18 protein-coding genes and 1 riboswitch are annotated in these 16,783 nt (G+C 70.0%); of the genes, 8 read left to right on the top strand and 10 right to left on the bottom strand.

From position 1 onward, the window contains the following. Nucleotides 1-3: 3 nt before the first annotated feature. The 4 genes from ACFWU9_RS28450 to thiC all read right to left on the bottom strand — a co-directional run bounded on the left by ACFWU9_RS28450 (nt 4) and on the right by thiC (nt 5,450). Nucleotides 4-522 carry a PaaI family thioesterase gene (locus ACFWU9_RS28450; protein WP_384323369.1) on the bottom strand — a complete coding sequence of 173 codons (519 nt, stop codon included), beginning with the start codon at nt 520-522 and terminating at the stop codon, nt 4-6. A 77-nt stretch (nt 523-599) separates the two neighbouring features. Continuing rightward, entirely contained in the window at nt 600-1,856 is a 1,257-nt protein-coding gene (locus tag ACFWU9_RS28445; protein ID WP_384323367.1) for a ferritin-like domain-containing protein, read from the bottom strand. A 24-nt stretch (nt 1,857-1,880) separates the two neighbouring features. Then, nucleotides 1,881-3,350: an MFS transporter gene (locus tag ACFWU9_RS28440; protein WP_384323364.1), complete on the bottom strand. Its 1,470-nt coding sequence runs from the start codon at nt 3,348-3,350 to the stop codon at nt 1,881-1,883. A 258-nt stretch (nt 3,351-3,608) separates the two neighbouring features. After that, nucleotides 3,609-5,450 (bottom strand): phosphomethylpyrimidine synthase ThiC, encoded by a 1,842-nt coding sequence (thiC, locus tag ACFWU9_RS28435; RefSeq protein WP_384323362.1) that lies wholly within the window; start codon nt 5,448-5,450, stop codon nt 3,609-3,611. Beyond that, nucleotides 5,445-5,587, bottom strand: a riboswitch (TPP riboswitch). It overlaps the preceding gene by 6 nt. A 71-nt stretch (nt 5,588-5,658) precedes the next feature. Between thiC and ACFWU9_RS28430 the strand changes: the two genes are divergently transcribed. Continuing rightward, nucleotides 5,659-7,044 (top strand): YibE/F family protein, encoded by a 1,386-nt coding sequence (locus ACFWU9_RS28430; protein WP_384323360.1) that lies wholly within the window; start codon nt 5,659-5,661, stop codon nt 7,042-7,044. Between the two features lie 134 nt (nt 7,045-7,178). Here the strand turns inward: ACFWU9_RS28430 and ACFWU9_RS28425 are convergent, their stop codons facing one another. From ACFWU9_RS28425 to ACFWU9_RS28410, 4 genes are all read right to left on the bottom strand, one after another. Then, a complete protein-coding gene (locus ACFWU9_RS28425; RefSeq protein WP_384323358.1) occupies nt 7,179-7,613 on the bottom strand; it encodes an SsgA family sporulation/cell division regulator in 435 nt (144 codons plus the stop codon). Nucleotides 7,614-7,765: 152 nt separating this feature from the next. Then, nucleotides 7,766-8,497 carry an IclR family transcriptional regulator gene (locus ACFWU9_RS28420; protein ID WP_384323356.1) on the bottom strand — a complete coding sequence of 244 codons (732 nt, stop codon included), beginning with the start codon at nt 8,495-8,497 and terminating at the stop codon, nt 7,766-7,768. A gap of 327 nt (nt 8,498-8,824) precedes the next feature. Continuing rightward, nucleotides 8,825-9,043: a DUF5326 family protein gene (locus ACFWU9_RS28415; protein WP_384323354.1), complete on the bottom strand. Its 219-nt coding sequence runs from the start codon at nt 9,041-9,043 to the stop codon at nt 8,825-8,827. Nucleotides 9,044-9,239: 196 nt separating this feature from the next. Next, a complete protein-coding gene (locus ACFWU9_RS28410) occupies nt 9,240-9,557 on the bottom strand; it encodes a cupin domain-containing protein (RefSeq protein ID WP_384323352.1) in 318 nt (105 codons plus the stop codon). 14 nt (nt 9,558-9,571) lie between these two features. Between ACFWU9_RS28410 and ACFWU9_RS28405 the strand changes: the two genes are divergently transcribed. The 4 genes from ACFWU9_RS28405 (at nt 9,572) to ACFWU9_RS28390 (ending at nt 12,786) form a co-directional block, all read left to right on the top strand. Then, nucleotides 9,572-9,952, top strand: coding sequence for a phage holin family protein (locus tag ACFWU9_RS28405; protein WP_384323350.1), 381 nt, complete (start codon nt 9,572-9,574; stop codon nt 9,950-9,952). A 6-nt stretch (nt 9,953-9,958) separates the two neighbouring features. Continuing rightward, on the top strand, nt 9,959-11,116 hold the full coding sequence (locus ACFWU9_RS28400) for a cystathionine gamma-lyase (RefSeq protein ID WP_384323348.1): 1,158 nt from the start codon (nt 9,959-9,961) through the stop codon (nt 11,114-11,116). 221 nt (nt 11,117-11,337) lie between these two features. Beyond that, nucleotides 11,338-12,231 (top strand): LysR family transcriptional regulator, encoded by an 894-nt coding sequence (locus ACFWU9_RS28395; RefSeq protein ID WP_384323346.1) that lies wholly within the window; start codon nt 11,338-11,340, stop codon nt 12,229-12,231. 75 nt (nt 12,232-12,306) lie between these two features. Then, entirely contained in the window at nt 12,307-12,786 is a 480-nt protein-coding gene (locus ACFWU9_RS28390) for an NUDIX domain-containing protein (RefSeq protein ID WP_384323344.1), read from the top strand. Nucleotides 12,787-12,877: 91 nt separating this feature from the next. Here the strand turns inward: ACFWU9_RS28390 and ACFWU9_RS28385 are convergent, their stop codons facing one another. Then, nucleotides 12,878-13,540, bottom strand: coding sequence for an HAD family hydrolase (locus ACFWU9_RS28385; RefSeq protein WP_384323342.1), 663 nt, complete (start codon nt 13,538-13,540; stop codon nt 12,878-12,880). 76 nt (nt 13,541-13,616) lie between these two features. Between ACFWU9_RS28385 and ACFWU9_RS28380 the strand changes: the two genes are divergently transcribed. Then, nucleotides 13,617-14,195: a DUF2269 domain-containing protein gene (locus ACFWU9_RS28380; RefSeq protein ID WP_384323340.1), complete on the top strand. Its 579-nt coding sequence runs from the start codon at nt 13,617-13,619 to the stop codon at nt 14,193-14,195. A gap of 22 nt (nt 14,196-14,217) precedes the next feature. Here ACFWU9_RS28380 and ACFWU9_RS28375 read toward each other — a convergent pair whose 3' ends face one another. Next, nucleotides 14,218-15,447: an MFS transporter gene (locus ACFWU9_RS28375; RefSeq protein WP_384323338.1), complete on the bottom strand. Its 1,230-nt coding sequence runs from the start codon at nt 15,445-15,447 to the stop codon at nt 14,218-14,220. 252 nt (nt 15,448-15,699) lie between these two features. Here ACFWU9_RS28375 and ACFWU9_RS28370 point away from each other — a divergent pair, with 252 nt between their 5' ends. After that, nucleotides 15,700-16,173, top strand: a complete 474-nt coding sequence (locus ACFWU9_RS28370; protein ID WP_384323336.1) for a MarR family winged helix-turn-helix transcriptional regulator — start codon at nt 15,700-15,702, stop codon at nt 16,171-16,173. A gap of 163 nt (nt 16,174-16,336) precedes the next feature. After that, nucleotides 16,337-16,744: a GNAT family N-acetyltransferase gene (locus ACFWU9_RS28365; RefSeq protein ID WP_384323433.1), complete on the top strand. Its 408-nt coding sequence runs from the start codon at nt 16,337-16,339 to the stop codon at nt 16,742-16,744. Nucleotides 16,745-16,783: the final 39 nt, after the last annotated feature.

The raw sequence follows: 16,783 nt of genomic DNA, 5'->3' as shown, positions 1-16,783 counted from the left end.
TGATCAATCCCCCTGGGTGACGGTTCTGTTGGAGGCGCGGAGCGCGTCGACGAGTTCGGTCGGCAGGCGGGTGCCGTACGTGCCGAGGACCTCGTCCGTGAGCAGATGGAACGTGCCGTCGGCCGCGGCCACGAGATCGCCGCCCGGCAGCCTGATCTCGCCGGAGGCCCGTACCGAGAGGGCGTCGCGCTTGGTGATCTCGGCGTGGGCCGTGTACTCGGCGCCGGTCTCCATGGGCCTGCCGTAACGGATGCGCAGGCCGGTGGTGAAGGCGGAGATCCGGTCCGACCGGTACACGGCCTGGGCCAGCGTCTCGTCCAGGATCGCGGCGACGATGCCGCCGTGGATGACGCCCGGGAACGACTCGTAGTCGGCGCCGAGCTTGATCCGGGTGCCGAATCCGTTGCCTTCCTCCTCGAAGACCAGCCGCAGCCCGATGGGATTGTGCGGAGCGCAGCCGAAGCAGTTGGCCGTGTCGGCCGCCGCTCCGCTCGCGCTGTCGTTGAACGCTGACTCGGGCAAGACTTCGCTCCTCAGTCGTCGGTCGTCGGCCGCTGTCCGGTCGTCGGCCGCCGGCTCGCGCCGGGGCCGACACCGGTTCAGATGAGCGAGCGGAGCTTGCGCTTGAGGTCCTTCGACGACTCGATCGAGTCGTCCTCGACCAGCCGCCGGACCATGGAGAGGACCTTGCCGTCGGCCGCGTCGGTGGCGCCGTCCTGGATCGTCTCGATGCGCCGCACGCCCTTCGCCGAGGTCGAGTGCGGGTAGAAGTGCCCGGCGGGGTGCTTGAGCCCGTCGCTGCGGTCGGCCAGCCAGACGTACGCCATCTTGAGCGCGGCGATCTGGCTCTCCCGGTTGCCGTCGCACAGCTCCTGCGTGAAGACGTAGAAGGCGCGGGCGTGCCGGGACTCGTCGCGGCCGAGGAGCTTCCAGATGCCCCTGACGACGGGCTCCTTGGTCTCGGCGGCGAGCGCGCGGTAGAGCTCGGCGGCGCGGGCCTCGGAGATGATGTTCATCATCAGGGTGCCGACGCGGGTGTCGCCGATCGGGTACGGCTCGCGCTTGTACAGCGCGTGCTTGGAACGGACCTTGACGCCCAGCTTGTCGAGGCAGCGGGCCTGTACGAGCGAGTGCCGCGCCTCCTCGGCGCCCCAGCTCAGCGCCCAGGACGAGAAGCTGGTCTCGCCCTCCCACTCGCGCAGGAAGTTGTGCGCGCCGGGCAGGGTGCCGAACTCGATGATCGCCGCCTCGGTGAGGAAGTCGATCTCCTCGGCGCTCATCAGCTCGGGCTTGAGCTTGTCGAGGTCCAGCTCACGCCAGTCCCAGCGGGTCGTCTCGAACCAGTCGAAGATCTTGTTCCACGTCATGTCGAGGTAGAAGTCCGTGTACAGCGGGTCGAGGATCAGCGAGCCGTGGGCCCGCATGCCTATCTCGACGGTGTCGGCGAAGCCGAACCCGTCGAAGGCGGCGGGGGCGATGATGTCTTCGACGTCGTGCACCTCGGCCCAGCCGGGTACCTGGCCGCCGGCGCCGTCGCCGACGACGTACACCCGGGTCTTGGCGAAGCCGCGCATGCCGCGCAGGGCCCGGACCGCCGCCGGGGCGGAGGAGCCGCTGCCGCCGATGAAGGCGACGGCGAGTTCGGTGCCCGGTTCGAGGTCGTGCAGGTAGCGCTCGAAGGTGTCGGGGGTGGACCGGTCGAGACCGATCTCACCGAAGCGAGCCAGCGAGAGCTGCGGGCCGAGGGTGAGCGCGGGCAGACAGTCGACGAAGACGACGCGCGTCTTGCTCGTGCTCGTACCGTCGGTGCCGGTGGCGAGGTTGGTGCCGTTGCCCAGGTTGATGCCTGTGTTCATGACGTTTCCTCTCGAAGGAGATGGTTACGTGCTCGCCGGCGCCCGGGATCCACGGGCGGCAGGACGCGAGGTCATACCGAACGCGGTCGCGGCGCCGAGCATCATGAAGATCCCGATCGCGATCCAGGCGTCGACGAACGCCTCGTGGGTCGCGTCGTAGGTGAGCGGGGTGCCGAGGATCGCGACCAGCAGGCTGATCCCCAGCACGCTGCCGATCTGCCGGCTCATGTTGACCACCGCGCTGCCCGTGGAGAACCGGGCGGCCGGCAGGTCGGTCGTGGCGGTGGCGAGGATCGTGGGGAGCGCGAGGCCCACCCCGACGCCGCCCACCAGCCAGCCGGGCAGCAACTCGTCGGCGTAGTGCGGGTCCTGCCCGATGCTCGCGGCCATCAGCAGCACACCGGCGGTGCACAGCAGACAGCCGGCGGCGACCATCCGGCCTGCCGGTACGCGCGTCGCCAGCTTCGCGGCCACGAGCGCGGCCAGCGGGACCATCAGCGGGCCCGGGGCGATCCCGAGTCCCGTACGCAGCGCGGAGTAGTGCCAGACCTGCTGCATCCACAGGATCGCGGTGAGCAGGTTGGCGGCGAAGGCCGCGCTGAAGGCGATCGCCGTCACGTTCGACCAGACGAAGGCCCGCACCCGCAGCAGCGCCGGTTCGATCACCGGGGAGGCATGGCGCCGCGACCGGAACCAGAACACCGCGATCCCGAGGACCGCACCGGCCAGCACGGCGGACGTCCGTACCGCGGACCAGTCGTTGAGCTTCACCAGGCCGAGTGCCAGCAGCCCGATCGAACCCGTCAGCAGAGCGGCCCCCGGCAGATCGGGCAGCCGGGTCATCGCCGCCTCCTTGGAGTCGGGGACGATGCGTACGGCCACGACCAGCGCGAGGACGCCGATGGGGATGTTCACCAGGAAGATCCACCGCCACGACGCGCTGACGAGCAGCCCGCCGAAGACCGGCCCGGCCGCCGCCGCCAGCGCGGCGCTCGCCGACCAGATCCGTACGGCGCCGGCCCGGCGGTCCGGCGGGAACGACGAGAGCAGCAGACCGAGACTGGCGGGCGTCAGCGCCGCGGCGCCGACCGCCTGGAGCACCCGGAAGAGGACCAGCTGCCACAGCGAGGTCGATACGGCGCAGGCCGCGGACGCCGCGGTGAACAGGGCGACGCCCAGCAGGAATCCGGCCTTGCGGCCGTAGCGGTCGGAGAGCCGCCCCAGTGGCACCAGGAGTGCGGCGAAGACGATGGCGTACGCGTTGAGGACCCATGAGAGGTCACCGAGTGAGGCTCCGTCGAACTCACGTCCGATGGCGTCGAATCCGACGTTGACGATGAAGAGATCGAGGCCGGCCATGAAGGCGGCCAGGGACAGGACTCCGAGCAGGAGTCCGGAGTGCGGAGGCGGTGCCGACGCCGGTTTCTGAGCCGGTGGGACGGGGTTCGATGTCGATTCGGGTGTCGCGGGTCCGGTGCCGGCTTCTGTGGCCATGCAGATCTGTCCCTCGGGACGTCGGGGATGTCGGTGAAGCGCGCTGCCGCCTGCCGACTACAGGACTCATCCGATACTTCCGCCACTCCCCGGTACAAGTCATTCCGCCCCGTCCCCACCTTTCGCGGCCTCAACCACCACTTTGGTGGGAGTCGCCGCTACGACCTATGGACCCGACTCCGCGCCCCGGTGGCGGGGCCGGAAAACACGGAGGCCCCCGACCGTCCGGTCGGGGGCCTCCGTCGTCGGGACTACGGCTCACTCCGCCAGGGGCAGATAGACCCGGTTGCCGCTCTCCGCGAACTCCTTCGACTTGGCCGCCATGCCCGCCTCGATCTCCTCCCGCGAACCGCCGTGGTCACGCCGGATGTCGTGCGAGATCCGCATGGAACAGAACTTCGGCCCGCACATCGAACAGAAATGCGCGGTCTTCGCCGGCTCGGCGGGGAGCGTCTCGTCGTGGAACTCCCGTGCCGTGTCCGGGTCGAGAGCCAGGTTGAACTGGTCCTCCCAGCGGAACTCGAACCGCGCGTCCGACAGCGCGTCGTCCCACTCCTGCGCCCCCGGATGACCCTTGGCCAGATCCGCCGCGTGCGCCGCGATCTTGTACGTGATGACACCGGTCTTCACGTCGTCCCGGTTCGGCAGACCCAGATGCTCCTTGGGCGTCACGTAGCAGAGCATCGCCGTGCCCCACCAGGCGATCATCGCCGCGCCGATGCCGGAGGTGATGTGGTCGTACGCGGGGGCGACGTCCGTCGTCAGCGGGCCGAGCGTGTAGAACGGCGCCTCCTCGCAGATCTCCTGCTGGAGGTCGATGTTCTCCTTGATCTTGTGCATCGGGACATGGCCCGGGCCTTCGATCATGGTCTGTACGTTGTGCCGCTTGGCGATCGTGTTCAGCTCGCCCAGCGTCCGCAACTCGGCGAACTGCGCCTCGTCGTTGGCGTCGGCGATCGAGCCGGGGCGCAGACCGTCGCCGAGGGAGTACGTCACGTCGTACGAGGCGAGGATGGAGCACAGCTCCTCGAAGTTCTCGTACAGGAACGACTCCTTGTGGTGCGCCAGGCACCAGGCCGCCATGATCGAGCCGCCGCGCGAGACGATGCCGGTCTTGCGGCGGGCGGTCAGCGGCACGTAGCGCAGGAGCACGCCCGCGTGGACGGTCATGTAGTCGACGCCCTGCTCGGCCTGTTCGACGACCGTGTCCTTGTAGATCTCCCAGGTCAGCTCCTCGGCCTTGCCGTCGACCTTCTCCAGCGCCTGGTAGAGCGGCACGGTGCCGATGGGGACGGGGGAGTTGCGCAGGACCCATTCGCGGGTGGTGTGGATGTTACGGCCGGTGGAGAGGTCCATCACCGTGTCCGCGCCCCACTTGGTGGCCCAGGTCATCTTGTCCACCTCCTCCTCGATGGAGGAGGTGACCGCGGAGTTGCCGATGTTGGCGTTGACCTTCACGAGGAACCGCTTGCCGATGATCATCGGTTCGATCTCGGGATGGTTGACGTTGGCCGGCAGTACGGCGCGGCCGGCGGCGATCTCCTCGCGTACGACCTCGGGCGCGACGTTCTCCCTGATGGCGACGTACTCCATCTCCGGGGTGATGTCGCCCCGGCGGGCGTACGCGAGTTGGGTCACGGCCTGTCCCTCGCGGCCCCGGCGCGGCTGGCGGGGGCGGCCGGGGAAGACCGCGTCGAGGCCCCGCAGATCGGTCGCTCCGCTCCGGAGCAGCCCGCCGCGCGGTGAGGTGTGCTTGAGCCCGTCGTCCTCGGGGCGGACGGGGCGGCCCGCGTACTCCTCGGTGTCGCCGCGGCCGACGATCCAGTTCTCCCGGAGCGGTGCGAGCCCGCGCCGTACGTCGGTCTCGACGGTGGGGTCGGTGTACGGCCCCGACGTGTCGTACAGCGTGACGTCGTCGCCGTTGGTGAGATGCACCTGACGGACCGGCACCCGGAGGTCGGGGCGTGAGCCCTCGACGTATCCCTTGTGCCAGCCGATGGCCCTGGAGCCGTCCGAACCCTTGGGGCCCTCGGGGCCGTCGGGTCCGTTGGAACCGTTGGAACCGTTGGAGGCAGACGTGCGTGTGTCCTGAACGGTCATGTGAGACCTACTCCCTACGCCGGCATTACCCGGTAACAGGTTCGGCGGTCGACGCAGCTCAGGGATCCGGGGAAGCCCCGGAACTCCACAGTCAGCGTCCTCTCAGCCCGGTGCTCCGAGCTCCCGCGTGTGTAAAGGCACCACCACGCTAACGCCATATCGGGCGTGCTGAACAGAGGGCCTCCGCCGTTCTTGCGATGATCGGTCGGTGACCCCATCCACGCATCCACCCGATCCGCACGGCCACTCGCACAGTCATGGGCCGGCCGCGCCGGTCTCCAGACATCTGCGCAAGGTCATCGCCGCGGTGCTGGTTCCCTTCGCGACGGCCGTCGTCGTCGGTCTCGTCGTGCTCTGGCCCGGCGGCACCCCCGCCCATGAACGCACCGGTGTCGGCTTCGACCGGCAGACCCAGCAGGGCCAGGTGGTGAAGATCGAGAAGGTCGACTGCGGCGCTGTGAACGCCGCCCAGGTCCCGCCCACGGGCGACACGTCGACCCCCCAAGGGCGGGAGGCTCAGCGCGCGCGGACCGGCGACTGCGAGAAGGCGACCGTGGAGGTGAAGAGCGGCAAGGACAAGGGGCGCAGATTCGTCGAGGTCGTCCAGCCCGACGCGCCGCGGCAGTTTCACGTGAAACAGGACGTCGTGGTGGCCTACGCGCCCGACGCCCCGAGGGATCTCCAGTACTCGGTCACCGATGTGGACCGCACGATGCCGATGGCTCTGCTGGCCGGGATCTTCGCGCTCGCGGTGATCGTGGTGGGCCGGCTGCGCGGGCTGATGGCGCTGGTCGCGCTGGTCATCTCGTTCGCCGTGCTGACGCTGTTCATCCTGCCGGCGATTCTCCAGGGCTCGAATCCGCTGATCGTCGCGGTCGTCGGCGCGAGCGCGATCATGCTGATCGCGCTCTATCTCTGCCACGGTCTGACGGCCCGTACATCCGTCGCCGTGCTCGGCACGCTGATCTCCCTGCTGCTGATCGGGCTGCTCGGCTCGCTGTTCATCGGCTGGGCGAGCCTGACGGGCAATACGGACGACAACACCGGGCTGATCCACGGGCTGTTCCCCGAGATCGACATGAGCGGCCTTCTGCTGGCCGGGGTGATCATCGGATCGCTGGGTGTGCTGGACGATGTGACGGTCACCCAGACGTCGGCGGTGTGGGAGCTGCGTCAGGCGGACCCGACGATGGGGCCCCGCGCGCTCTACCGGGCGGGCATCCGGATCGGACGCGACCACATCGCGTCAGTGGTCAACACGCTCGTACTGGCCTACGCGGGCGCGGCGCTCCCCCTGCTGCTGCTCTTCTCCATCGCGCAGTCGAGCGTGGGGACGGTCGCCAACAGCGAGCTGGTGGCGGAGGAGATCGTACGGACCCTGGTCGGGTCGATCGGTCTGGTCGCGTCGGTGCCCGTGACCACGGCGCTCGCGGCGCTCGTGGTGTCGGCCGACCGGCCGGAGCCGTCGGGGGGACCGGCGCCGGAGACCGCGGCGGGGGCGCCCTCGGGGGAGCCGTCGGGGGCACCTTCCAAGGGGCCGCTGGGCGGGCTGCGGACGCGCGGTGGCGGCGGGGGGCGGCGGCGTAAGAAGTAGCGCGCGGCGTGGACGTGAGGACCCCGGCCCGTGCGGGGTACGGCGCGTGGGGATACGGCCCGTTGGATACGGCGCGTGGGGATACGGCCCGTGGGGTACGGCGCGTTGGATACGGCCCTGGGGAGTACGGGCGCTCAGCCCGCGTTCTCCTCGGCGAGAATGCGTCCGAGCGTCTCCTCCAGATCGCTCTCGAAGTCCCCGAGCGCCATCTCCTGGCCCAGCGGGACGAGCCGGTCCGTGCGGTCGAGGAAGGCCACCAACGGCGGGGCGCTGGCCCGGAACAGGGCGTGCTCCGCGCCGACCTGGAGCCTGATGTGGACATCGGAGAGCTCCTCCGGCTGGGTCGGCGAGATGTACACGTCGCCGTCGCCGCTGGGCTCGTTGATGCCGTCGATCAGCAGCTCCCGGCCGAAGGCCCAGGTGACCGGGGCGTCGCCGGGCAGATGGAACGTCATCCGCACCGCGTAGGGATCCGAAGTCTCGTAACGCAGTTCCACGGGAATTCGAAAGGAGAGCTCCTCGGAGACGAGGAAACTCATCAGGACTTCGGCCTGAACCAACTCGCGCATCATGTACCCCGCAGTGGATGACGGAAAGTTACGGAGAGTAGGAAATTCAGAGTGATTTTGGTGGTTTGACGGGTGAAAGGTCCGGTATTGATGCCCCTTGATCCTCTTCTTAATCGTCCGGCACGCTCTGGTGGATCACAAGGAGTGATATTTCAGATACTGATAGAGAATTCCAGCGAGCCGATCATGCTTCCGATCTCCTTGCACAGCCGTTCGACAGCCGGAAGCAGTCTCTCCTCCTGATGCAGCGGCACGGACGTGGCGAGCGTCGCGACCGTCGCCCCCGCCCTGATCGGTACGGCGGCGCAGACATGCCCGAGCGCGTACTCCTGGCGCTCAAGCACCGGCCCCGTACGCCCCATGGCGCCGAGGCGCGTTAGCAGCGTGCGCCGGTCCGCGACCGAGTAGGGGGTGAGCGGGCCCACGGGGTGCCGGTCCAGATGGTCCCGGCGGCCCTCCTCGTCGAGCTGGCTCAGCAGACACTGGCCGATCGCGTGCGCGTGCGCGGTCTCTCGGAAGGCGGCCCACTCGGCGACGGCGGGCGCGGCGGGGCTCTCGGCCACCGCGGCGATCTCGATCTCGCCCTCGCGGTAGACCGCGAAATACACCGGCGCCCCGATGAGATCGCGGCAGCGCTCCATCGACTCGGCCATCGTGCGCCGGCCCCGGCCGGCCGGTGGGGCTTCGCCGCTCACCAGGCGGTCGACCGCGTCGCCGAGGAAGAAAACGCCGTTCTCCCGGCGCAGATAGCCCTCGTGGGTCAGGGTGCGCAGCAGGTGATAGGCGGTGGGGAGGGGGAGGCCGGCCTCACGGGCCAGCCGTTTCGCCGGGGCGCCGTTCGGATGGCCGCCGGCCGACTCCAGCAGGCGCAGCGCGCGCCGCACCGAACCGATGAGGGTAGGGGCAGCTGACGTGGTCGCTGTGGCCAAAGGTCACCCCCAGGCGTACTGACGGGCGTGCGCCCGCTCGCGGGGGCCGCCCCCGCGCCTGCCACGCCCTGGGGGACCCGGGACAGACTCTGAGGTCCGGCGCCGAGAACTCGAACAATGCGTTGGTCAAAGCGACCGTGGACGCTGTTTTCGCAGGATGTGGCAGAGGCTTGCCACTCTAATGGCAGCCTCTGGGGCGGGCGTGGTTTCGTCTCCGCCATTCCCCCGCGCGGGCTAACGGCGGGGGGTGCGGGGCCGCCCCGGAGCGGGGCGGCGGCGGTCCTACCAGTCGCCGCGCGAGGACGACGACGACGTGACCTTCCGTACGCCGTAGACGAGCCCGCCGACCAGGGCCACCAGGACCAGCGCCTTGAAGAGCAGCCCGATCACCAGTCCGACGAGGCTCGCGATCAGCCCGCCGAACACCACGAGAACCACCACGGGCAGTGCGATCCACTTCACCCACCAGGGCATTCCCGCGACAATCTCCCGTACCGCCATCGTCCCTACCTCGTTCCGTGAGTGTCTGAAGCATCCGGACAGCGTGAATACGTGAGATACGTTCCCGCCTGACTTCGATGCTAGAGCGGCGCGGTCCGAAGCGGAGGTCCCACGGCCCTGGAACTCCCCTGATCCGACCCTGACGGGACGGGTGAGGGTCCGCCCCGGCTCTCCGCGGGCCCGCCCGGCGCCCGGCTCAGCCCTCCGGCGGGGAGAAGACGACCATCACCCGCAGGTCCTCGGTGATGTGGTGGAACTTGTGCGGAACACCGGCGGGCACGTATATGACGCTGCCGCGCCCCACCAGCGTCGTCTCCATACCCACGGTGATCGAGGCTCGCCCGCTCATGACGAGATAGACCTCGTCCTGCTGGTGCGGCTGCTGCGGGTCGATGGTGCCGGCGTCCAGCGCGTACAGGCCGACGGACATGTTCCGTTCCCGCACAAACTGCAGATACGCCCCGTCGTTGGCGGCACGTTCCGCCTCCAGCTCGTCAAGTCGGAATGCCTTCATGCCACGATCTCACCATGAGAAATTTCGTAGTCAAGACGATCGCCAACGCGGGAGCGCTGGCGGTGGCCATCTGGTTGATCAACGACATAACCCTGACCGGTGACAGCACCGGGAAGAAGGCCCTCGCGCTGGTGGTCGTGGCGCTGATCTTCGGGGTGGTCAATTTTGTCGTCAAGCCGATCGTCCAGCTGTTCACGCTGCCGCTGTTCATTCTCACGCTGGGTCTGTTCACGCTGGTCGTGAACGCGCTGATGCTGCTGCTGACCTCCTGGTTCGCCGACAAGCTCGACCTGAGCTTCCATGTCGAGGGCTTCTGGACGGCCCTGCTCGGCGGGCTCATCATCTCGATCGTGTCGTGGGCGCTGCACATGGCGCTCCCCGACGACAAGGACTGATCGCCCGTGGAGCGCGGGACGGGCGACGCGGCCGGGGCGGAGCACGGGATCGGGGACGGCACGCGCGCGGTACGGGCCGGGCTGCCCGACCCGGTCAAGTACGAGCCGACCCTGCCGGGTCCGGTGTTCGCCGCCCACTTCCATCTGCCGGGTGAGCCGACGGGCCCGTACACCTACGGCCGCGACACCAATCCCACCTGGACCCATCTGGAACGGGCGATCGGCGAGCTGGAGGCCCCGGGCCGGGCCGTCGAGACGGTCGCCTTCGCCTCCGGGATGGCCGCGATCTCGGCGGTGCTCTTCTCCCAGCTCCGCGCCGGCGACGCGGTCGTCCTGCCGGACGACGGTTATCAGGCGCTGTCGCTGGTAAGGGAGCAGCTCACGGCGTACGGCATCGAGGTACGGACCGCGCCCACCGCCCACGACGCGCAGCTCGACGTACTGGCGGGGGCCCGGCTGCTGTGGATCGAGACGCCGTCCAACCCCGCGCTCGACGTCTGCGACATCCGCCGGCTGGCGGCGGCGGCGCACGAGCGGGGAACGCTCGTCGCGGTCGACAACACGCTGGCGACGCCGCTCGGCCAGCGGCCCCTGGAGCTCGGCGCGGACTTCTCCGTGGCCAGCGACACCAAGGGCATGACGGGCCACGGCGATATTCTTCTGGGCCATGTGACCTGCGAGGATCCCGATCTCGCGGCGGGCGTGCGGCGCTGGCGCAAGATCGCCGGTGCCATCCCCGGGCCGATGGAGGCCTGGCTCGCCCACCGTTCCCTGGCCACGCTCCAGCTGCGTCTGGACCGCCAGTGCGCCAACGCGCTGCTGCTCGCGCGGGCGCTCGGCGGACGGGCCGACGTCACCGGGCTGCGCTACCCCGGGCTCCCCGACGATCCCTCGCACGCCCTCGCCGCCACCCAGATGCGGCGCTTCGGGTGCGTGGTGTCGTTCGTCCTGCCCGACCGCGACCATGCCGAGCGCTTCCTCGACGGGCTGCGGCTGGTCGACGACGCGACGAGCTTCGGCGGCGTGCGCTCGACCGCGGAACGGCGTGGGCGGTGGGGTGGCGACGCCGTGCCGGAGGGCTTCGTGCGCTTCTCCGTGGGCGCCGAGGACCCCGACGACCTCGTCGCCGACGTGCTGCGCGCACTGGAGGAAGCGGCGCCCTGAACGGGCCCCTTAGCGGAACGGGCGGTCCGAGCCTCCCCCCTCGTGGCTCGGGCCGCCCACGGGTTCCACGCGCGAAGAACCACGTCCACAAGGCTAGTTGACTCTGCGTCAGTGTCCAATCACAGTAGCGACAGCGGCCTATCGACTTATTTATAGTTGGACGCTCCGGCGACGGGCCCTGGGACGGGTCCGCGTGGGGCCGGAAGTTGAGGAGGGCTGACATGGACCTGGCCCTGCTGCGCACCTTCGTGACCGTCCACCGGGCCGGCTCCTTCACCCGCGCCGCCGCGCTGCTCGGGCTCTCCCAGCCCGCCGTCACGGGTCAGATACGCACCCTGGAAAGGCAGTTGGGCCGCCCGCTCTTCCTGCGCCAGGCCCGGGGGGTCACCCCCACCACCATCGGCGACGAACTCGCGCACCGTGCCGCGCCCCATCTCGACGCCCTCGTGGAGATCACCGAGACCGGGCTCGACGAGGAGTCGGGCGTCCGGACGCTCCATCTCGCGGGACCGCCGGAGTTCACCTCCGTACGCGCCCTGCCCGCGCTCACCCCGCTGATCAGCCAGGGCCTCGCGCTCCGCGCGTCCTTCTTCGGCAACGCCGAGGAGACCCTGGACGGGCTCGCCGCCGGACACCACGACCTCGCGATCGCTACCGCCCGGCCACGCGGCGGGCTGCTCACCGCGACACCGCTCTGCGACGAGGAGCACGTCCTGGTCGCCTCGCCCCGCTGGGCGGCGCGGCTGGGCCACGACGTACTGCGCAAGGGCCATGTCGTACTGGAACAGCTGCCGGTCGTGGAGGTCCACGAGTCCCTGCCGCTCGTCTCGCGCTACTGGGGCTCGGTCTTCGACTCACGCCCGGCCGCCGCGGGCGCCGTGATCGCCCCCGACCTGCGCGCCGTCCTGGAGAGCGCTGCGGCGGGCGCGGGACTGGCCGTACTGCCCCGCTACCTCTGCGAGGCCGCGCTCGAACGGGGCGAGGTCGTCGCCCTCTACGACCCTCCGGTGCCCCCGCTGCGCACGTACTTCCTCGTCGTGCGCACCGGCACACTCGCCCTGCCGCACATCGCGCGGGCGCACGAATGGCTGCTGCGCGCCTCGGTCGACTGGTGACGATGCTCGCCGCCCGGTCCGTGCCCCTCGGCCCGGAGGTGTTTCGACCCGGGCGTATCGGGCCACCCTTTCTTCATGACCGAACGGCTCGTGGTCAAGCGCACCGCACGCGCCATCCTGCTCGACGGCGACCATCTCGTCCTCATCAAGCGCACCAAGCCGGGTGTGGACCCGTACTGGCTGACCCCCGGCGGCGGGGTCGAACCGGACGACGCCACCGTCGTCGCGGCGCTCCACCGCGAGGTGGACGAGGAGCTGGGCGCCAAGATCACCGATGTCGTGCCCTGTTTCGTCGACACCGTCGAGCACATCCCGCCCAGCGGCATCACCGGCGTGAAGGTGCAGCACTTCTTCGTCTGCCGGCTCGAATCGATGGACCCGTCGCTGCGGCACGGGCCGGAGATCGACGAGCCGTCCGGGGAGTACGAGATCGTCCGGGTGCCGTTCAGCCGGGTCGGGATCGCCGCGGTCCATCTCGTACCGCTGTCGCTGCGGCACTATCTGGACGGCAACATCGAAGGCGTACGGGCGATGCACGCGCCCGACCTGGGCTGACCGCGAGAGGCGGTCCCGCCGGCGCCTCAGGTCCCCTCCGGTGGCCCTTCGCGTGCCCGGTCCGGCGGATCTTCGCGCTGCTCGGCAGGCCCTAGTCCTCGTCGAGCAGGGCGAACGCCTCGCGCAGATCGCCGCCGGTGTACGTGTGTGTGGCGAGCCCGGCCAGATGGTGGTCCGCGTTCACCGCCACCGCACGCGGTACGGAGGCGAAGATCGCCGCGTCGGACATGGAGTCCCCGAAGGCGACACAGTCCGCCGGCTCGACCCCGAACCGCGCGCACAGCTCCCCGGCGATCCGCACCTTGGCGGCTGTGTCGAGAATCCCCGCGCGGTCGACCGGCGCGGTGAACGGCGGTGCCGGCCAGCGCGAGCCGTACGTGGCGTGCGCGCCCCAGGGCAGCAGCCGCTCCACGAAGAAGTCCGGCGACAGCGTGATCACGGCGCAGTAGTCGCCCCGCCCGCGAATGGTCTCCCAGACCTCCCGGATCCCGGCCAGCCACGGCGCCGACTCGAAGGCCGCCGCCACCTGCGCGTCGGTGAGCTCCGCCCACAGCTCCCTCGCCCGTACCGCGAACTCGTCCGGGGCGAGGCCCGCCGTCAGGAACTCGCGCTCCAGCTCCGCGATCTCCGGGCCCACCCCGAGCTGCCGGGATATCTCGACCGCGGCGGCCGATCCCCGGATCAGCGTGCCGTCGAGGTCGAAGAGGTGCAGGGTGCGGGGGCGGGCGCCGCTGTGCTTCCCGGGGCTGTCCATGTACGCCGAGGTTAGTACGGGCGGTTACTCCCGCCGTCAGACGACCCCGGGCGCGAATCACGACACCGTGTTCCACGTGAAACCACTCAAGCGGCCCGTCCGCCGGGCACTCCTCGTCGTCCATGTCGCCGTCTCCGTGAGCTGGCTGGGCCTTACCCTCGGTCTGCTCACGCTTGGTATCACCGCCTACACCACCGGCGACTCCACTCTCGCCGACGCCTCCTACCGCTCGATGGACGTCTTCGCCGAGTGGCTGCTCGCGCCCGTCGTCGTGGTCACGCTCGTCAGCGGTCTGGTGCTCTCCCTCGGTACGCCCTGGGGGCTGGCCCGGTACCACTGGGTCTGGATCAAGTTCTGGATCACGCTCGTCACCGGCGGGGCGACGGTCTTCGCGCTGCGGCCGGGGATCGGGAAAGCCGCCGAGAGCGGCGGTGTGCCCGACATCAGCCTGGTCGCGGCGCCGTCGGTGGCGACCGCCGCGTATCTCTTCATGACCGTCGTCTCGGTGCTGAAGCCATGGGGGCTGACCCGCCGGGGGCGGCGGTTCCGGGCCGCCGCCTCGTCGGGCCGCCGGGCGGGCGGGGGTGCGGGTGCGGGAGCGGGCGGGGGTGCTGGCGCGGGGGCGGGAGCCAAGAGTCTCTCGCCGACCAGCTGAGTGCGCCGGGGGGAACGGCCGGTCAGACCGGCGTCGGAGCGGTCCTGTTGGTGTCTGTGGTGCCTGTGGTCTCCAGGGTGTCCGGGGTGGCGATGTCGCCGCCGCGGGCATCACGGCGTTCGAGGGTGTGCGAGACGACCGCGAGGAGCAGCGCGGACGCGGCAAGGGCGGCACCGACCCAGTTGGGCGCGGTGTAGCCGAGTCCGGCGCCGATGACCAGGCCGCCGAGCCAGGCGGCGAGGGCGTTGCCCAGGTTGAACGCGCCGATGTTGACGGCGGAGGCGAGCGTCGGGGCGCCCGACGCCTGGTCGAGAACGCGCTTCTGGAGCGGCGGCACGGTCGCGAAGCCGAACGCGCCGATCAGGAAGACGGTGACGGCCGCGGCGATCTTGTCGTGGGCGGTGAGGGTGAACAGCGCGAGGACCACGGACAGGGCGCCGAGCGACACGTACAGAATGGGCATGAGGTGACGGTCCGCGTACCGGCCGCCGATGAGATTGCCGGCCACCATGCCGAGGCCGAGGAGCACCAGGAGCCAGGTGACGGAGGAGGCGGCGAAGCCGGCGGTCCTGGTCATCATCGGGGTGATGTAGGTGATCGCGGCGAAGACCCCGCCGAAGCCGAGGACGGTCATCCCCATGGCGAGCAGGACCTGGACGTTGCGGAACGCGGCGACCTCGTGCCGTATCCGTACGCCCTCGGGGCGGGGCTGCTCCGGTACGAGCCTGGCGACCCCGGCGAGACCGACGACGCCGAGGCCCGCGACGAGGAGGAAGGTCGCGCGCCATCCGGTGGTCTGGCCGACGTACGTTCCGAGGGGTACGCCGACGACGTTGGCGAGCGTGAGACCGGTGAACATCATCGCGATCGCGCCGGCCCGCTTGTGCGGTGCGACGAGGCCCGCGGCGACGACCGACCCGATGCCGAAGAACGCGCCGTGGGCGAGCGAGGCGACGACCCGGCCGGTGAGCATGAGACCGAAGGTGGGGGCGAGGGCGGACGTCACGTTGCCCGCGATGAACAGGCCCATCAGCAGCATCAGCATGCGCTTACGGCTGACGCGGGTGCCGAGGACGGTCATGACCGGCGCACCGAGTACGACTCCGAGGGCATAACCGCTGACCAGTTGGCCGGCGTCGGGGATGGTGACGCCGTACTCGGAGGCGACCTCGGGGAGCAGCCCCATGATCACGAATTCGGTGGTCCCGATCCCGAACGCCCCGATGGCCAGGGCGAGGAGCGCGAGTGGCATGGGTGATGGCCTTTCCCGGACGGACGTGGACGCACGGGGGTACGGGGGTGTGCCGGAGCACATACGCACCCCACCGCTTGCGCGTGCCGTTTACGAGCGTGGACAATACTTGCAGGCGCCGTTTAATTGCAAGCGCGCTATATTGCAGACGTGCACTACCCTGGGCCGAGGAAGCTCCGGTCGACGGATCCGCCGGAGAGAGGGCGGAGACGGCGGAGACCGCGCAGGAAGACGACGCAGGAAGACGACGACATGACTGCCAGCGACCCCGCGATCACCGCCCTCGCCCAGGGCTGGGTGGCCCTCTCCCTGCTGCACAGCAGGATCGAGTCGCACATCGAGCGGGCTCTCCAGAGCGGGCACGACCTCAGCGTCCGCGAGTACTCGCTGCTCGACGTCCTCAGCCGTCAGCACGACGGCGAAGGAGGTCATCTCCAGATGAGACAGGTCGCCAACGCCGTGGTCCTCAGCCAGAGCGCGACCACCCGGCTGGTCACCCGCCTTGAGGACCGTGGGCTGCTCACGCGCTATCTCTGCCCCACCGACCGGCGCGGGATCTACACCGACGTCAGCGAGTCGGGTCTTCGGCTGCTGGCCGAGGCGCGGCCGACGAACGACACCGCGCTGCGCGAGGCGCTCGACGCGGCTGCCATGAATCCCGAGCTCGCGCCGCTGGTCAGAGCGGTGGAAGGGCTGCGTATGCCCACGCGGTCGGCACCGGCGTAATCTGCGATCCATGACCGACCAGCACAGTGACCAGCACACGGCTCCGGGTTCCGACGCACATCCCGATGCGCCCCTCGACCCGCGCTCCGGCCCGCGCTCGGACCCGCACTCAGATCTGCACATACGGCCGGCCGACGCCGGGGACCTGCCGGCGATCGTCGCCATGCTCGCCGATGACCGGCTCGGCGCGGCACGGGAGTCGCCGGACGACATGACCCCGTATCTCAAGGCGTTCGAGCGGCTCGCCGACGACCCGAACCAGTACCAGGTCGTGGCCGAGCGCGACGGACGAGTCGTCGGGACGCTGCAACTGACGATCATCGCCGGTATCTCCCGTCGGGGCACCACACGCTCGGTCATCGAGGGCGTACGGGTGCACTCCGACGAGCGGGGCTCCGGCCTCGGCACTCAGCTGATCCAGTGGGCCATCGACGAATCCGGCCGCCAGGGCTGTCAGTTGGTGCAGCTGACGTCCGACGCGTCGCGTACGGACGCCCTGCGCTTCTACGAGCGGCTCGGCTTCACCGCCTCCCATGTCGGACTGAAGCTGAGCCTGGAGTCCGGCGCCTAGGACGAGTCCTGGGGGCCTTGTCTGGCTCGTCCGGTTTCA

Source organism: Streptomyces sp. NPDC058653 (assembly GCF_042716895.1).
GTDB lineage: Bacteria > Actinomycetota > Actinomycetes > Streptomycetales > Streptomycetaceae > Streptomyces.
This window is presented reverse-complemented; position numbering and strand designations above follow the sequence as displayed.